This window comes from Dyadobacter fermentans DSM 18053 (genome assembly GCF_000023125.1).
GTDB classification, from domain to species: Bacteria; Bacteroidota; Bacteroidia; order Cytophagales; family Spirosomataceae; genus Dyadobacter; species Dyadobacter fermentans.
In genome coordinates, this window is the sequence record NC_013037.1 from 4,464,365 (window position 1) to 4,479,999 (window position 15,635).

Annotated in this window: 16 protein-coding genes; 2 read left to right on the forward strand and 14 right to left on the reverse strand. The window is 49.2% G+C overall.

What is annotated here, in order from left to right:
• Positions 1-107 precede the first annotated feature (107 nt).
• Positions 108-1,673: an outer membrane beta-barrel protein gene (locus DFER_RS18175; protein WP_229206040.1), complete on the reverse strand. Its 1,566-nt coding sequence runs from the start codon at positions 1,671-1,673 to the stop codon at positions 108-110.
• Entirely contained in the window at positions 1,642-2,211 is a 570-nt protein-coding gene (locus tag DFER_RS18180; protein WP_015813115.1) for an RNA polymerase sigma factor, read from the reverse strand. The genes DFER_RS18175 and DFER_RS18180 overlap by 32 nt, the downstream gene beginning before the upstream one ends.
• A 245-nt stretch (positions 2,212-2,456) precedes the next feature.
• Between DFER_RS18180 and DFER_RS18185 the strand changes: the two genes are divergently transcribed.
• The gene (locus DFER_RS18185; protein WP_015813116.1) at positions 2,457-2,753 is read left to right on the forward strand and encodes a muconolactone Delta-isomerase family protein; all 297 of its coding nucleotides are present in this window, start codon (positions 2,457-2,459) and stop codon (positions 2,751-2,753) included.
• 91 nt (positions 2,754-2,844) lie between these two features.
• On the opposite strand, the gene msrC is transcribed toward DFER_RS18185, so the two are convergent.
• Positions 2,845-3,330 (reverse strand): free L-methionine (R)-S-oxide reductase MsrC, encoded by a 486-nt coding sequence (gene msrC / locus DFER_RS18190; protein WP_015813117.1) that lies wholly within the window; start codon positions 3,328-3,330, stop codon positions 2,845-2,847.
• Positions 3,331-3,501: 171 nt separating this feature from the next.
• Here msrC and purU point away from each other — a divergent pair, with 171 nt between their 5' ends.
• Positions 3,502-4,311, forward strand: coding sequence for a formyltetrahydrofolate deformylase (purU, locus tag DFER_RS18195; RefSeq protein ID WP_015813118.1), 810 nt, complete (start codon positions 3,502-3,504; stop codon positions 4,309-4,311).
• Between the two features lie 141 nt (positions 4,312-4,452).
• Here purU and DFER_RS18200 read toward each other — a convergent pair whose 3' ends face one another.
• The 11 genes from DFER_RS18200 to ilvN form a co-directional block, all read right to left on the reverse strand.
• Positions 4,453-5,607, reverse strand: a complete 1,155-nt coding sequence (locus DFER_RS18200; RefSeq protein ID WP_015813119.1) for a 2-isopropylmalate synthase — start codon at positions 5,605-5,607, stop codon at positions 4,453-4,455.
• A 263-nt stretch (positions 5,608-5,870) separates the two neighbouring features.
• The gene (gene leuB, locus DFER_RS18205; protein ID WP_015813120.1) at positions 5,871-6,941 is read right to left on the reverse strand and encodes a 3-isopropylmalate dehydrogenase; all 1,071 of its coding nucleotides are present in this window, start codon (positions 6,939-6,941) and stop codon (positions 5,871-5,873) included.
• Between the two features lie 52 nt (positions 6,942-6,993).
• Positions 6,994-8,556 carry a hydroxymethylglutaryl-CoA lyase-like TIM-barrel protein gene (locus tag DFER_RS18210; protein ID WP_015813121.1) on the reverse strand — a complete coding sequence of 521 codons (1,563 nt, stop codon included), beginning with the start codon at positions 8,554-8,556 and terminating at the stop codon, positions 6,994-6,996.
• Positions 8,557-8,676: 120 nt separating this feature from the next.
• Positions 8,677-9,273 carry a 3-isopropylmalate dehydratase small subunit gene (gene leuD / locus DFER_RS18215; protein WP_015813122.1) on the reverse strand — a complete coding sequence of 199 codons (597 nt, stop codon included), beginning with the start codon at positions 9,271-9,273 and terminating at the stop codon, positions 8,677-8,679.
• A 58-nt stretch (positions 9,274-9,331) separates the two neighbouring features.
• Positions 9,332-9,691 (reverse strand): four helix bundle protein, encoded by a 360-nt coding sequence (locus DFER_RS18220; RefSeq protein ID WP_015813123.1) that lies wholly within the window; start codon positions 9,689-9,691, stop codon positions 9,332-9,334.
• Positions 9,692-9,744: 53 nt separating this feature from the next.
• The gene (leuC, locus tag DFER_RS18225) at positions 9,745-11,148 is read right to left on the reverse strand and encodes a 3-isopropylmalate dehydratase large subunit (RefSeq protein WP_015813124.1); all 1,404 of its coding nucleotides are present in this window, start codon (positions 11,146-11,148) and stop codon (positions 9,745-9,747) included.
• Positions 11,149-11,341: 193 nt separating this feature from the next.
• Entirely contained in the window at positions 11,342-11,740 is a 399-nt protein-coding gene (locus DFER_RS18230; RefSeq protein WP_015813125.1) for a nucleotidyltransferase family protein, read from the reverse strand.
• 26 nt (positions 11,741-11,766) lie between these two features.
• A complete protein-coding gene (locus DFER_RS18235) occupies positions 11,767-12,615 on the reverse strand; it encodes an AraC family transcriptional regulator (RefSeq protein ID WP_015813126.1) in 849 nt (282 codons plus the stop codon).
• 15 nt (positions 12,616-12,630) lie between these two features.
• A complete protein-coding gene (gene ilvA / locus DFER_RS18240; RefSeq protein WP_143828759.1) occupies positions 12,631-13,887 on the reverse strand; it encodes a threonine ammonia-lyase IlvA in 1,257 nt (418 codons plus the stop codon).
• 96 nt (positions 13,888-13,983) lie between these two features.
• Positions 13,984-15,030: a ketol-acid reductoisomerase gene (gene ilvC / locus DFER_RS18245; RefSeq protein ID WP_015813128.1), complete on the reverse strand. Its 1,047-nt coding sequence runs from the start codon at positions 15,028-15,030 to the stop codon at positions 13,984-13,986.
• Between the two features lie 64 nt (positions 15,031-15,094).
• Positions 15,095-15,628 (reverse strand): acetolactate synthase small subunit, encoded by a 534-nt coding sequence (ilvN, locus tag DFER_RS18250; RefSeq protein ID WP_015813129.1) that lies wholly within the window; start codon positions 15,626-15,628, stop codon positions 15,095-15,097.
• Positions 15,629-15,635 lie beyond the last annotated feature (7 nt).

A 15,635-nucleotide genomic window follows, 5' to 3' on the forward strand; every position in this document is an offset into this window, starting at 1 on the left:
TGAAATTTTCATGGCTAACAGATGCAAGAACTTTCTCCACATTCAAATCCACAATTCAATAGATTCAATTCAACCGGAAATGGTTGGAAACTTTTTTTGATTTTATATTAAAAAGAATAGCGAACAGACCACGACACACCATATAAATAAGGATGTGAATCGAGTGTTTGATTAGATCTGAAACCCGACGACACTGCTTTTTGATATGAGCCGGTCAAATTTGCGCCCCATTTCGAAGAGAGTTTGTAATTCAATCTCAGCCCGGTGGTAGCGGCCCAACTTGTTCCGCGGTATATTTCATCGCTGGCGGTTGTCCTGATGATCTCGCCTGATGCGGATTCGAGTTCATTTGTCAGGAAGAAATTCGCCATCATTCCCCCGAGCAGCGAGTAACTGAATTTTTTGTCGGGATTCAACGTAAATCCGGCCTGAACGGGCAGTTGCAAGTATTGATAGTTGTTGCTTACCTTTTTGGCCACATCAATATACAATGCACCATTATTGAACGACGACGACTTATCCGCCAGGGCCGGGCTGGTGGCTGCCAGCGCATTTTCCAGCACATTGGCCGCGGCGTTGTTATAGGCACTCAACATGTAGCCGCCGCCTTCATAAGCCGAATTCCCCCGGAGATAGCTCAAACCCGTTTCCACCGACCAATGCTTTGACAGCCGGACGCCGCCCTGTGTTTGCACCGCGTAAGAAGCACGGGCCTCGCTGGAACCCGACACCGACCGGCGCTGGCTCACCGACTGCGCCGAAAATGCCATCGGCACTTCTTTCAGCTGCACATCGGGGTTAAAAGACGCGGGCATCACGCCTATTCCGGCATAATATTCTTTCGGCTTTTTGGCCTTTACAGGATCTTCTATGATAATTTCAGCACGGAAGAATACGTGGCGTTTCTGAACGTACACATCCAGATCGCTGTACGGTAACGACGCCAGCAGTTGCGCCGACACGGGAAGGTTTTCGTCCGCCGAAATCGCCTGACCATTTCCGGCAACTTTTGCCGCCGCTATTTGCGCAGACTGCGGATCAGTATTAATTGCCTCGCTGGCTGCATTAACCGCGCCAGCTGATTCAACTGTTGCAGCGGGTTCAACTTTGGCAGCGGGCTGCTCTGCGGCTGCTATTGCTTCAATATCTCTAAATCCGGCATCCGGCCGCACTTTGGCCGATGCATTTGGCTCACTTTTGCCCGCCGTGCGGGGTGCAGCTGCAATTTCGGCACCCAAATCCTTGGTCGCCACGCCATTATCGTTGGTAACCACGGCATTTCCAGCCGCAGGCGATGGACTTTTTGGCTGTTCCGTGGCTGCGAGTGCTTCGTTGCGCTGGCTTTCAATTGCGTCGGGTTCGGCCGTTACCGTCTCGGTATCTTTCCTTTCAGGCTCGTGCGCAGCTTTTGTGGTTACTGCCACATTCACATCACCATTCGTTCCGGTGTTGGAATACCACAATCCTCCGCCAACCACCATCAATGCCGCCAGTGACGCCGCCGCATACCAAATGCGGCGCGACTGCCACCACATCGGCACCACTTTCGCCTGCTCATTGTCCAGGCGCGCCTCTATACTCTCCCACACAGACGGCGGAGGAGTTTCGGACGCCTCCTGGAAGGCCTTTCTCCACTGATCCTCAAAATTGTTTATGTTGGACGGATCCATCATCAAATCTTTTTTCTTTGTTCAACTTCTGTTGAAGTAATGTCCTGGCCCGCGAGTATTGCGATTTGGACGTTCCTTCGGAGATACCCAACATCTGGGCGATCTCATTGTGCTGGTAACCTTCAATTGCGTACAGATTGAAGATCGTCTGGCACCCGGGCGGCAGTTCACGGATCATTTCCATCAGCTGCTGCATCTGGAAATTCCCCAGCGTAAACTCCCGGTCCGACAAACCGTTGTGATGTACATCGATATCGTCCAGTTCTTTCAGATACTTCTGCTGCCGTAAATGGTTCAGCGCGGTGTTCACTACCACCGACCGGAGCCAGTATTCCAGCGGGCTATCGCTCCTGAACGAATCGATATTTTCGTAAATCTTGATAAAGGCATCCTGCAACACGTCTTCCGCGTCGGCGCGGTTTTTCGTGTAGCGCAGGCAAATCGCGAACAACTTGCCGCCAAAAACATCATATAGCTGTTTCTGGGCGATCCGGTTGCGCTGCTTGCAGCCTTTCACCAATTCCTGTTCGTTAAAGGTCATCCGAAGTTTAGGGGTGCTTCGTTCGGTTCGTAAATAAATTCAGCACCTCTATCCATAAGATAGCCGATTACTGTTGCGTTATGATCCGGCCCGCCATCCGGCGTCCGTCGTAAATTGCTTGACACGCTCATTATCAAAATGGTTGGAACACTTTGAAAAACTATATGCATTAGCACGATACCATGCCGCCGGAACTATTCAGCAGCACATATCATTTAATTAATACAACCTAAAATCTATCGCCCATGAGCCAATATATGGTTGAAATCCAGCTTCCGGCTGTCATGTCGGAAGATTTCACAGCAAAAATACCCGCTCAGAGAAAAAAAATTAATGAATTGATGGAGCAAGGAAGGCTGATGTCTTATGCTTTGTCCGATGATTATTCGCGGCTCTGGTGTGTGGTGAGAGCAGAAAGTGAATTTGAAGTAATGTCTCTCGTTTCGGAATTCCCGTTGATCGATTATATGGATCCTAAGATAACCAAGTTGATGTTTAACAATGTGGTTGCCCTCCGGCTGCCCATGTTCTCATTAAACTGACACCCATAAATGACATTTCGTGACGGAGAGCTTTTGCAAATCCGCCGTATAAGCCTCGCAGCACCTTCCTGCGAGGCTTTTTTGTGGTATATCAAAGCTTGCGCGTGATCAGCTTAGCGACTTTTTCAAGTGCTTCACGGTCTGTTTCGCTGAAATCGTCGAGCTGGTCGCTGTCCACATCCAGCACCATCGCTACCGTGCCGTTCCGGTGAAATACCGGCACGACGATCTCCGAACGCGACGCCGAACTGCATGCAATATGCCCCGGAAACTGCTCCACATCCGGCACAATGATGGTTTCCGCGCGCGAATAGCTCGCCCCGCACACACCCTTGTGGAACGGTATGCGCGTACACGCGATCGGCCCCTGAAACGGCCCGAGCACGAGCTGCCCTTCCTTTGCCAAATAAAATCCGACCCAGAAAAAGCCGAATGCTTCTTTCAGAACCGCGGCGATGTTGGCCAGATTGGCCGTCAGGTCGCTTTCGTCGGCTACCAATGCTTCTATTTGCGGCAGAAGCGCGTCGTAAACGGTCGCTCTGTTGGTATCTGCCGGTATAAATAATGTTTCTGCCATAATTAAATGCTCCTCAATTCCTGATTAACACACTTGTCATTTGAATAGTTACAAATCAATATTAAAATGCGCTCACATTCAGCGGCAACAGCGCTGCTTGTGTTGTATATTTGAAACTTTGCTTTCGTAACGAGTAAAATGCCCTTCATGAGTCAGAGACATATTTTATTAATGGACGGCCCCGATCACAAGGGTTTGATCTACCATGTGACCCGCATTCTTTTTGCCCATAATCAGAATATCATCAGCAATGACGAATATGTGAGCCCTTCGCGCTACTTTTTCATGCGCACGGAGTTCGAGGGCGATACCGATATTCCGCAGTTGCTGCATGCCCTGCAATCGGAACTTCCGCCGGGCCTGAACCTGCGCATTAATCCCAAAAAGAACAAGGATATTGTGCTGATGGTCACCAAGGAGCACCATTGCCTCGGCGAATTGCTGATACGTTATGCATTCAACGAGCTCGACGCAACCATTCTCGCGGTAGTCAGCAATTACAATTCGCTGCAACCGCTGGTAGGCAAGTTCGGGATACCTTTCCATTTTATTTCCCACGAGAACAAAACCCGTGAGGAGCATGAGGAGGCGATTTTAAGGACGTTGGAAATCTACCGCCCCGATTATGTTGTGCTCGCCAAATACATGCGCATTATCACGCCGCAATTCGTCGAACGCTTTCCGAACCGGATTGTGAACATCCATCATTCGTTCCTGCCTGCGTTCATCGGGGCAAACCCTTACCGGCAAGCGTACGAACGCGGAGTGAAGATCATTGGTGCCACTGCACATTTTGTGAATAATGACCTCGACGAAGGTCCGATCATAGCGCAGGACGTCAAGGAAGTCGACCACAAGCTGACTGCCGCGGATATGGCAACGTTGGGAAAAGACACGGAGAAGGCGGTGTTGTCGAAGGCATTGAAACTGGTTTTCAACGACCGCGTATTCATTCATAACAACCGCACGATCATTCTGTAAACAAAGAAAAAAGCCCTTAGTCAGAATCACCGAGGGCTTTTTGCAATCTGATGGATGTTATTGAATGTGTAATCTTACAAAAATTTCTTCAAAACATCAAATTCAGATTCAATGGGTTACCTATTTCTAAGGATATTCTAATTAAACCGCTTCGGCTGTCTTCACGAGTTCAACCAGGTCACCGTCGTTCACTTCTTTCTTAATATCGGCTACTTCCAGGAACCGTGTGTAGAGCTCGTCGAGCACCGGCTTTTCGAAGGAGAAGCCCAGCAATTCGAGGCGGTGCTTCAATGCGTGGCGGCCACTGCGGGCTGTGAGCACGATATCCGACTTATCCACACCCACATCGTGCGGGTTCATGATTTCGTAGTTCAGGTTGTTTTTCAGGAAGCCGTCCTGGTGAATGCCCGACGAATGCGCGAATGCATTGCGGCCCACGATCGCCTTATTAGCTTGCACCTGCATACGCATCATTTTCGACACCAATTGGCTTGTCGGGTAAATGTGCTGCGTGTTAATGCCCGTTTCCAGGCCCAGTTCCTGGTGCACTTTCAATGCCATTACCACTTCTTCGAGCGACGTGTTACCGGCGCGCTCGCCAATTCCGTTGATCGTCACCTCTACCTGGCGCGCGCCTGCATTGATACCCGCGATGGAGTTGGCAGTTGCCAAACCGAGGTCGTTGTGGCAGTGGATGGAAATAGTGGCTTTATGGATATTCGAAACGTGTTCGAAAATGTGTTTAATTTTATTGCCGTACTCGTCGGGCAGGCAGTAACCTGTTGTGTCAGGAATGTTTACCACCGTCGCGCCGGCACCGATTACTGCTTCAACCAGTTGTGAAAGGAAAACGAGATCCGCACGGCCTGCATCTTCGCAGTAAAATTCTACGTCCTCTACTTTCGATTTAGCATATTTCGTAGCCGCAATTGCTCTTTCGATAATTTTCTCGCGGGTCGTATTGAATTTATGCTGGATGTGAATGTCGGATGAACCGATACCCGTGTGGATTCGTGCCCGCTGTGCATACTTCAAGGCGTCCGCAGCTGCGTCGATATCGCCCTGTACTGCACGCGAAAGCGCGCAAATGATCGGCTCGCGCACCGCTTTGGAGATTTCTACCACAGAACGAAAGTCTCCGGGACTTGAAACCGGAAAACCGGCTTCGATAATATCTACCCCCAGCTTTTCGAGTTGTGTGGCTACCACGATTTTTTCTTCTGTGGTCAATTGGCTGCCAGGAACCTGCTCGCCGTCTCGTAAAGTAGTGTCGAAGATCTGAACTCGATTACTCATTGGTGGGTATTAATTTTTTAATGGGACACGAATTTAACAATATTTCAGGCAATATAAAACCCTTTCCTTGTCACGGGAAAGGGTCTGTAACTTATCAAAACATAACCTTTCCCGACCTCACGGTAGCTGTTGGAGATTGAGAATAAGGTTATCTTGCTGTCTCATATTCATGTTGCGAAATTTCGCTAACCGCGAGTTTCTTCTGCAAAGAAAGCACAAGTTTTGATTGCAACAAATATTGTTTGGCAAAACTTTAATATTTTTTAGATTCTTTTCAAAAGCTCTTCGCCAGCTTGTTGCGTGTTCAGAATCTTGTCTGCCGGTGTGGTAGCATCGGCAATGTCGCGTGTTCTGAAACCATCTTTCAGCAACTTGTCCACCGCCGAAATAATCGCTTCCGATTCTTCCTTCAGACCAAATGAAATATCGAGGAGCAATGCGGCCGAAAGCACTGACGCTAAGGGGTTTGCAACGCCTTTGCCGGTAATGTCGTGCGCTGAGCCGTGGATTGGTTCGTAAACGCCGGTGCTGTCACCAACCGAAGCCGAGGCGAGCATTCCCATTGATCCGGCGATTTGGCTCGCCTCGTCGGTAAGGATATCTCCGAACAGGTTCGCTGTCACCACCACGTCGAAACGCTTAGGATCTTTGATGAGCATCATCGCAGCCGCATCCACAAACTGGTGCTCAACGGTAATGTCCGGATATTCAGGAGCCAAAGCCTGAACCACTTCACGCCACAGACGGCTGGTTTCCAAAACATTAGCTTTATCTACAGAGCAGAGACGCTTGCCACGTGTCCGGGCAGCTTCGAATGCCTTGCGGGCAATGCGTTTCACTTCGTAACGGCTGTATTCCGCGATGTCGTAAGCAGTATTATTGTCGTTTTTACGACCTTTTTCTCCGAAATAAATGTCGCCTGTCAGCTCACGGAAGAAAAGGATATCCGAGCCTTTCAGGATTTCAGGACGGATGGAAGATGCACCCAGCAATTCGTCGAACAATTTGATCGGACGGAGGTTAGCATACAAACCCAGCTCTTTGCGCATTTTCAGCAAGCCTTGTTCAGGGCGAACTTTGGCAGTCGGGTCGTTGTCGTATTTCGGGTGACCAACGGCACCGAAAAGGATCGCGTCGGAGTTGCGCATTTTTTCCAGCGTTTCGTCCGGAAGCGGGTTACCGGTCGCTTCGATAGCGACGTGGCCCATCAACGCCTCGTCGTAAGTGAATTCATGACCGAATTTCTCGGCAATTTTTACCAACACTGCCTTTCCTACCTCAGTAACTTCTTGTCCGATTCCGTCGCCCGGAACGATAAGGATATGCTTTTTCATTAAGAGTTGTAATTGATAATCAATAATTTATAAAACAAATTAATGCACTGCCTTACGACAATGCATTAGCGATTGGTTCAATCTTGCTTTCAGGAACGCCGATCAGGTTGAGCATTTTCTGCGTCGCCTTGATCGCCGAAAACGTCTGGTCCGAATCCAGACCGCGCGTTTTGATCTCCTTACCGTTGATCTCCCAGGTAATAATCGTTTCGCACAAAGCGTCGGTCTTACCGCCCGGCGGAATGCGCACGGTATAGTCACTCAGCATCGGCAGCTCGATCCCTTTTTTCTTGTAAATCTTTTTCAATGCATTCATAAACGCATCGTACTGGCCGTCGCCCTGCGCATTTTCCTCAAAAACCTCTTCACCAAAAGAAATCTGCAATGTGGCGGAAGGTTTCAGGTTTTTGGAATGCGTGAGCACGTAATTGGTGATGACCACCTTTTCCTCAATCGCGTCGCTATCGAGAATATCCGAGATAATGTAAGGCAAATCCTCCGGTGTCACCACTTCCTTGCGGTCGCCGAGCTCGATAATGCGCTGCGTTACCTTTTTCAAATCGGCATCTGAGAGCGAAATACCCAGGTCGCGCAGGTTGTTCTCGATGTTCGCCTTTCCGGAAGTTTTTCCCAATGCATACAACCGCTGCCGACCGAAGCGCTCAGGCATTAGCTTGCTGAAATAGAGATTGTTCTTTTTATCACCATCTGCATGAATACCAGCAGTTTGCGTAAATACACTTTCCCCAACAATGGGCTTGTTGGCAGGAATGCGGATACCCGAAAAAGTCTCCACGAGCTTGCTAATAGAGTACAGCGACTTCTCATTCACCGCCGTCGTGCATTCGGGCATCAGGTCGTTGATCACCGCAATCGTACTCGCAAGTGGCGCATTACCGGTGCGCTCGCCCATGCCGTTCACGGTCAGGTGCAAGCCTTGCACGCCTGCGCGAAGCGCTTCCATAACATTCGCAACGCCCAGATCATAGTCGTTATGGCCGTGAAATTCGAAATGCTGGTCAGGATATCGATCAACAATTTCCTTGATAAATGTGTAGGATTCAAACGGCGTGAGAATGCCCAATGTATCAGGCAGCAAAATGCGCTTGACGGGCAAAGTGCTCAGAAAATCAAGCGATTGGAACACATATTCTTTCGAACTGCGCATGCCGTTGCTCCAATCTTCGAGGTACACATTGCATTGAATGCCATTCTTTTCCGCGAGCTCGACGACATTGCGAATGTCCTCGAAATGGGCTTCCGGCGATTTTTTGAGCTGGTGGGTCAAATGGTTCAGCGACCCTTTGGTGAGGAGGTTCATCACTCTCGCGCCGGCCTGCACCATCCAGTTAATGGACGCATCGCCGTCGACGAACGTGAGTACTTCTATTTTATCCAAAAAACCATTCGCACCGGCCCAGTCCGTGATTTTCTTCACCGCCTGAAACTCACCTTCCGACACGCGTGCCGAGGCTACTTCAATGCGATCGACCTTCACTTCCTGCAACAGGATCTGGGCGATGGTCAATTTTTCGGACGCGGAAAACGACACCCCGCTGGTTTGTTCACCATCGCGGAGTGTCGTATCCATAATTTCTATGTAGCGACTAGTCATAAGCGGCTGTCGGCTGTCGGCTGTCGGACTTCGGCTGTCGGCTGTCGGCTGTCGGCTATCAAAGAAGTCTGATAGTCGAAAGCCCATAGCCGAAAGCCGATGGCCGAAAGCCGACGGCCATTAAAATATTCTCTCTGCTTCGAATTCCTTGATCTCTCCCTTCATCGCTTGCAGATAATCGATATCGTCGAAGCCGTTTGTCAGGTTATGCTTTTTATAACCATTGATGTCGAAGGATTCACTTTCGCCGGTTGCGAGGATCGTGATTTTCTGATCTGGCAGGTTCACTTCGAGCTCTGCATTAGGATCAGCCTCGATGGCTTCGAAGATTTTGTTCAAAAACTCAGGGCTCACCTGCACCGGCAAGATACCAATATTCAATGAGTTACCTTTGAAAATATCTGCAAAGAAGCTGGAAACTACGCAGCGGAAACCGTAGTCGTAGATCGCCCACGCAGCGTGCTCGCGGCTCGAACCGCTGCCGAAGTTATGGCCTCCTACGAGGATTTTGCCGGAGTAAATAGGGTTGTTCAATACGAAATCCTGCTTCGGCGTATCGTCGCCGTTGAAGCGCCAGTCGCGGAAGAGGTTGTCGCCAAATCCTTCGCGCTTGGTCGCTTTCAGGAAGCGCGCCGGGATGATCTGGTCGGTATCGACATTTTCGATCGGCAAAGGTACTGCCGAGCTTTTCAGTATGGTGAATTTATCGTAAGCCATTGTTTATTGGCTGTCGGCTGTCGGCTTTCGGCTGTCGGCTTTTCGCCAGGCCTTTTCCTTAACTTTCAGCGTTTAGTTTTTTAATCAAATGATATAGTTGCTTTTTAATGGATGTGATTTCGAACTGAACTAAGTCGTAAGAATGGCCATCCAAAAATCCGAGATCTTTTGAAAGCAAGGTCAGATATTCCACTTCTTGACAAGAACCGAAAGAGATTCCAAGGAATCTAGCAAAATCTCTTTCACTGGCTTTTCCGCATCCCTCACAGATGTTCGTTGCAACAGAAACAGCCGCCCGGCGTATCTGTGAAACGATACCAAACTTCTCGTCTGCCGGAAAGCCTTTGGTCAATCTGTAAAGTTCAAGAACAAGCTTATGGCTCTGTTCCCAAACCCCATACTTCCTAAAATCCCTCATTATAGTGTGCAAGATTAAAAGTCCGACTGCCGATAGCCGACAGCCGAAGTACATCAAAGTAACGTCCGCGGGTCCGTAACAACGCCGGTAACGGCAGCCGCAGCTGCTACGAGCGGGCTAGCGAGCAACGTACGTGCGCCTGGTCCCTGGCGACCTTCGAAGTTACGGTTTGAGGTACTTACCGCATATTTGCCGGCAGGGATCTTGTCGTCGTTCATCGCGAGACAAGCGGAGCAGCCTGGCTGACGGAGTTCGAAACCAGCGTCGGTCAGGATGTCGAGGATACCTTCTTCTTTAATTTGCGCTTCTACAATGTGCGAACCCGGAACGATCCATGCCGTTACATTATCAGCCTTTTTGCGACCTTTTACGATGGATGCGAATGCGCGGAAGTCTTCGATACGGCCATTGGTGCAGCTACCGATGAACACGTAGTCGATAGGCTTGCCGATCATGTTCTCATTTTCATGGAAGCCCATGTAGTTCAGCGACTTGTCGTAAGTAGCCTTACCGCCTTCCACCTGATCCGACGTAGGGATCGCGCGGGTGATGCCCTGGCCCATTCCGGGGTTCGTACCGTAAGTGATCATCGGTTCGATGTCGGCTGCGTCGAAGTTGTATTCTTTGTCGAAAGTAGCGCCTTCGTCCGTTTTGAGCGTTTTCCAGTAAGCCAATGCTTTGTCCCACTTCTCGCCTTTCGGAGCTTGCTCGCGGCCGTTGATGTAGGCAAAAGTTGTTTCGTCAGGAGCGATCATACCGCCGCGCGCACCCATTTCGATGCTCATGTTGCAGACGGTCATACGGCCTTCCATTGACATATTTTCGAACACATCTCCCGCATATTCAACGAAATAGCCCGTTGCGCCGGCAGTAGTCAGTTTCGAAATGATATAAAGCGTTACGTCTTTCGGAGTAACCCCTTTGCCCAGTTGCCCATTCACGTTCACACGCATTTTCTTCGGCTTAGGCTGCATAATGCATTGCGACGAAAGCACCATTTCCACCTCAGAAGTACCGATACCGAACGCGATCGCACCGAAAGCACCGTGGGTGGAAGTGTGTGAGTCACCGCAAACGATGGTCATACCGGGCAGCGTAATACCGTTTTCTGGTCCAACCACGTGCACAATACCATTGCGGGCATGGCCCAATCCCCAGTGTGAAATGCCGTATTTGGCAGCATTTGCTTCGAGGGCTTTCAGCTGGTTCGCCGAAAGCGGGTCCTGAACCGGAAGGTGCTGGTTAATGGTCGGGGTATTGTGATCGGCCGTTGCGAAAGTGCGCTCAGGGTACATCACGCCAATGCCTCTGGTTTCGAGTCCAAGGAATGCAACGGGGCTCGTTACTTCGTGGATAAAATGGCGGTCGATGAAGAACACATCCGGACCGTCCTCGATTTTACGGACAACGTGGGCATCCCACACTTTGTCGAAAAGGGTACTCGCTTGATTACTCATTTTGATTAAAATTAGAATTTCGCCTCGTCGTTCAGGCTTCCAAGAAAGAGCTGATAATCAACGCCTTTCTCAAAAGGAGAACCGACATTACAAATTACCGCATAATTAAACGAATATGTATAACGGTAATGGGTCAAAAAATAGTGATTTTGGTTTGGGGGTATGGTTTGAGCGGAAATCTTTATTTGGAGTCCTAAATATAAATTTCATCTCTTTCGATTATTGGTAGCAACTCTGGCCTAACTCCACGCCGGCTCACGAGATCAACTTTACGTCCCAAAATTTCTTCCAGCTCAATCATCAGGTCGACGAATTCAAAGCCAACCGGTTCAGAGAATTCGACAATAATATCGACATCGCTATCAAATCGAGCCTCATTCCGCGCGTAGGAGCCGAAAAGTGCCATTGAATTGAGCGGATAGCGCGAAAATAGACTTTCCTTTGATTTTCTCAGTGCGTCTAGCACACGGGTCGGCTGCTCATCGATACCGCTTATTCGCTTTCTGAACTCATCCAATGTCATGAAACGGCCGGAAGCAATCTCTTTTCTGCCAGTTTCAATTCCTCTCAGTACATGTTCGGGTAAGTCCATACCATTGCATCATTTTGTTCAAATGCTCATCCCTGCCGCTTCGGCGTCGTCCCGTACTTCTCTTTGTAAGTCTTGATAAAATGCGAAACGCTCTCGTAACCGATCTCCGTACTGATCTCTGAAACATTTTTAGTACTATTCCTCAATAAGAAATCCGCATAATCCAATCGCTTGTTTTTCAGCCACAATGCCGGCGAAGTATTGAACTCATCCTGAAAATCTCTTTTGAATGCAGAAAGCGAACGCCCCGAAAGCCGCGCCAGCTCATTCAATGTCAACGGCTTCAAGTAGTAGCTGTTCATTAAAAACGAAAGGTCTACTTTCTCGCCTTTATACAAGCTATACAAAATCCCCCGCAGCTGGCTGGAATTATCCAGCTCCATCAAATGCAGCAATAGTTCCTGAAATTTCAAACGAAGAAAGTGGTTTTTCAACTCCGTCCGCGAGCGGAAATAGGGGAAAACCGACTGTATGAACTTTTCAAAATTATCATCCGACTTCAACAGCAGAATCGGATATTCGACGGTATCCGTATCGTTTTGCGCATCGAAAAGCTCCGGGTGCAGTCCTACAAATTCTTTCAGCAGCTTTTCATCAAAGAAGAACACCAGACTCTTGTACGCCTCATGAATGGATTCCGACATTAAGTAAAAACCCCGCTGAATGAACAGAATATCCCCTTTTTCCACATGCACCTCCTGCGTAGGACTGGTAAATTTCTTCTCACCTTCCAGTACCACAATCACCGCATGCTCTTCAAAAAACACATCATATTTAGAAGGATACACCTCATTCCGATACGCCACAAAGGTCATATCCTGAATTTTCAGGGACTCAAATTCCTGGGAGCTGATGTCGGATGGTACGCGGAGCATTGTCTATCAGACTATTTAAACCATAAACTGAAACAAATCCGGCTGATCATTCAGATACTCATAAACCACCCGGTTCGCATCCATTCGCTCGATCAAAGGCGCGAAGTCCTCGCGGCTTTTCAGCTCGATGCCGACCAATGCCGGTCCCTGCTCGCGGTTCGTCTTTTTCACGTATTCAAAACGCGCAATGTCGTCATTCGGACCGAGCACATTCAAAAACTCCCGGAATGCGCCGGAGCGTTGCGGGAAGCGGATGATGAAGTAATGCTTCAAACCTTCGTAGAGCAATGAACGTTCCTTGATTTCCTCCGTGCGGGTAATGTCGTTATTCCCGCCGCTGATGAGTACAACTACGTTTTTCCCCTTGATATCTTCCCGAATTAAATCCAATGCAGATACCGTTAAGGCGCCCGCCGGCTCGGCCACGATCGCTTCTTCATTGTAAAGCTGCAAAATGGAGGAGCAGACTTTGCCTTCCGGCACGAGAAGTATTTGATTCAGGCTTTTGCTGCAAATATCAAATGTAAGGTCCCCCGCCCGCCTTACCGCCGCGCCGTCGACGAATTTGTCGATGTTATCCAGCGTCACCACGTGCCCTTCCTGGATGGACTTGTGCATCGTAGGCGAACCTTCCGGCTCCACGCCGATGAGCTGGGTTTTGGGCGAAAGCTGTTTGAAAACAGTGGAGATGCCGGATGCTAATCCGCCTCCGCCAATGGCCATCAGCAGATAGTCGATTTTAAAATCTGCATCTTTGAAAATTTCCAGCCCTACGGTCCCCTGCCCTTCTATCACCTGCAAATCATCAAATGGATGCACAAAAACCGCATTCGTGCTGTCGCGGTAAGCCATCGAAGCATGGTAAGCATCGTCATAAGTGTCCCCTACCAAATGGATTTCAATCCATTCCTGGCCGAAAAGCCGCACTTGCTTTACTTTTTGCGCCGGCGTAGTGGTAGGCATGAAAATCGCGCCTTTCACCTGCATTTTGCGGCATGCGTACGCTACGCCCTGCGCGTGGTTGCCCGCACTCGCACACACGATCCAGCCCGCGAGGGCTTCGGGCGTGAGGCTGGCCATCTTGTTATAGGCTCCGCGGATTTTGTAGGAGCGGACGGTTTGGAGGTCCTCTCTTTTGAGATAAACATTGGCCCCGTACTGCTCCGAAAGGTGTGCATTATAAAATATCGGTGTGTGGTTGATCACCCCGCGCAGGCGCTCGGCGGCGAGGAAGATGTTATCGAGAGTCGGAAGTGGATGGGCAGTGCTCATAGGATTCAATGAAAAGAGCTTTACGAAAATCGTAAAGCCCTGTATTTTGGTGTGCATTCCGGGCTTTGACCTCCGGAATGCATCAGGTAATCGATATTAGTTACGCTCCGGACGCAGACCACGTACCGTAGAGCCAGCTTGCCACATTTCTGATTCACGCAGCTCAGCCAGTTCTTCTTCCAGCTTCACGCGGTAGTCAGGCTGCGAGTTGCGGGTGATGGAGATCGTAGCTTGCTCGCCTGATTTTACAGAGTTGTACAATTGCTCGAAAACAGGCTTGGTAGCGTCACGGAAAGGTTTCCACCAGTCCAAAGCACCGCGCTGAGCAGTCGTAGAGCAGTTAGCATACATCCAGTCCATACCGTTTTCAGCCACCAATGGCATCAGCGATTGGGTCAATTCTTCAACTGTTTCGTTGAATGCTTCTGACGGCGTGTGGCCGTTTGAACGCAACACTTCGTATTGTGCCGCGAAAATACCCTGGATAGCACCCATCAAAGTACCGCGCTCGCCGGTAAGGTCAGACGTTACTTCACGGTAGAAATCAGTTTCGAACAGGTAACCTGAACCTACACCGATACCCATTGCGATACATTTTTCACGCGCTTTGCCGGTAGCATCCTGGAATACCGCGAAAGAAGAGTTCAAGCCTTTTCCTTCTACGAACAGGCGGCGAAGTGATGTTCCCGATCCTTTTGGAGCAACCAGGTACACGTCCACGTCAGCAGGAGGAACGATGCCAGTCTGATCTTTATAAGTTACACCGAAACCGTGTGAGAAATACAGTGATTTTCCAGCAGTAAGGTGTTTTTTAACAGTTGGCCAAAGTTCGATCTGAGCAGCGTCAGAAAGCAAGTAGCAAATGATGGTTCCTTTTGCAAGCGCCTCTTCGATGTCGAAAAGGGTTTCGCCTGGTACCCATCCGTCAGCAACGGCTTTGTCCCAAGACTTACCACCTTTACGCTGACCAACGATTACATTGAAACCGTTGTCACGCATGTTCAAGCTTTGGCCTGGGCCTTGTACGCCGTAACCAATTACAGCGATAGTTTCAGTAGAAAGTACTTCACGTGCTTTTTCAAGTGGAAATTCTTCACGGGTTACTACTTCTTCTTCGACCCCGCCGAAATTTAATTTTGCCATTGATTATTGATTGGATTATTGATTTACTACGAATTAAAAAACAATACTACTAAAACTTTAAAGACTATTGGTAATACTCCCACTCGGCTTCCGGCAGATAATCTACCAGTGTCTGAGGCGATTTGCTCACCGCCACACGTCCCGAGCGAACGAATTCGAGGATTTCGTGCGGTTTGATATAGTCGAAAAATTCAAAGATCTCTTCCTCGGTACCCGTCTTCTGGATGATCACATACGTGAGGTGCCAGTACACGACCCACGCTTTGTAAGTCTTGTTAATGGTCTCGATATCGAGCGGTTTGGCGCCGATCGGCGTCGAAACCTTGAACAATGCGATCTCATTGTAAGCAATGTCCTCATTGAGATATCCGAAAACAGCGAGCACTTCGATGATCTTCCGGATCTGGCGGACCAGCTTCTCTACTGCCTCGCGCGACTCGCTTCGAATGACGATCGTGAAGCGGGAAATACCCTTACGCTCGGTTTCCGAAACAGTCAGGCTCTCGATATTGATCCTTCTCCGCGTGAAAATCGTCGTGATTTTGTTGAGAATACCAATGGAGTTCTCGGTGAAAACACAAATGGTGTATGATGTCATGATTCTT

Excerpts from the sequence above, each read along its gene's own strand:
- DFER_RS18175 (WP_229206040.1), bottom strand. The coding sequence starts at position 1,673 with ATGATGGATCCGTCCAACATAAACAATTTTGAGGATCAGTGGAGAAAG.
- DFER_RS18180 (WP_015813115.1), bottom strand. The coding sequence starts at position 2,211 with ATGACCTTTAACGAACAGGAATTGGTGAAAGGCTGCAAGCAGCGCAAC.
- DFER_RS18185 (WP_015813116.1), top strand. The coding sequence starts at position 2,457 with ATGAGCCAATATATGGTTGAAATCCAGCTTCCGGCTGTCATGTCGGAA.
- msrC (WP_015813117.1), bottom strand. The coding sequence starts at position 3,330 with ATGGCAGAAACATTATTTATACCGGCAGATACCAACAGAGCGACCGTT.
- purU (WP_015813118.1), top strand. The coding sequence starts at position 3,502 with ATGGACGGCCCCGATCACAAGGGTTTGATCTACCATGTGACCCGCATT.
- DFER_RS18200 (WP_015813119.1), bottom strand. The coding sequence starts at position 5,607 with ATGAGTAATCGAGTTCAGATCTTCGACACTACTTTACGAGACGGCGAG.
- leuB (WP_015813120.1), bottom strand. The coding sequence starts at position 6,941 with ATGAAAAAGCATATCCTTATCGTTCCGGGCGACGGAATCGGACAAGAA.
- DFER_RS18210 (WP_015813121.1), bottom strand. The coding sequence starts at position 8,556 with ATGACTAGTCGCTACATAGAAATTATGGATACGACACTCCGCGATGGT.
- leuD (WP_015813122.1), bottom strand. The coding sequence starts at position 9,273 with ATGGCTTACGATAAATTCACCATACTGAAAAGCTCGGCAGTACCTTTG.
- DFER_RS18220 (WP_015813123.1), bottom strand. The coding sequence starts at position 9,691 with ATGAGGGATTTTAGGAAGTATGGGGTTTGGGAACAGAGCCATAAGCTT.
- leuC (WP_015813124.1), bottom strand. The coding sequence starts at position 11,148 with ATGAGTAATCAAGCGAGTACCCTTTTCGACAAAGTGTGGGATGCCCAC.
- DFER_RS18230 (WP_015813125.1), bottom strand. The coding sequence starts at position 11,740 with ATGGACTTACCCGAACATGTACTGAGAGGAATTGAAACTGGCAGAAAA.
- DFER_RS18235 (WP_015813126.1), bottom strand. The coding sequence starts at position 12,615 with ATGCTCCGCGTACCATCCGACATCAGCTCCCAGGAATTTGAGTCCCTG.
- ilvA (WP_143828759.1), bottom strand. The coding sequence starts at position 13,887 with ATGAGCACTGCCCATCCACTTCCGACTCTCGATAACATCTTCCTCGCC.
- ilvC (WP_015813128.1), bottom strand. The coding sequence starts at position 15,030 with ATGGCAAAATTAAATTTCGGCGGGGTCGAAGAAGAAGTAGTAACCCGT.
- ilvN (WP_015813129.1), bottom strand. The coding sequence starts at position 15,628 with ATGACATCATACACCATTTGTGTTTTCACCGAGAACTCCATTGGTATT.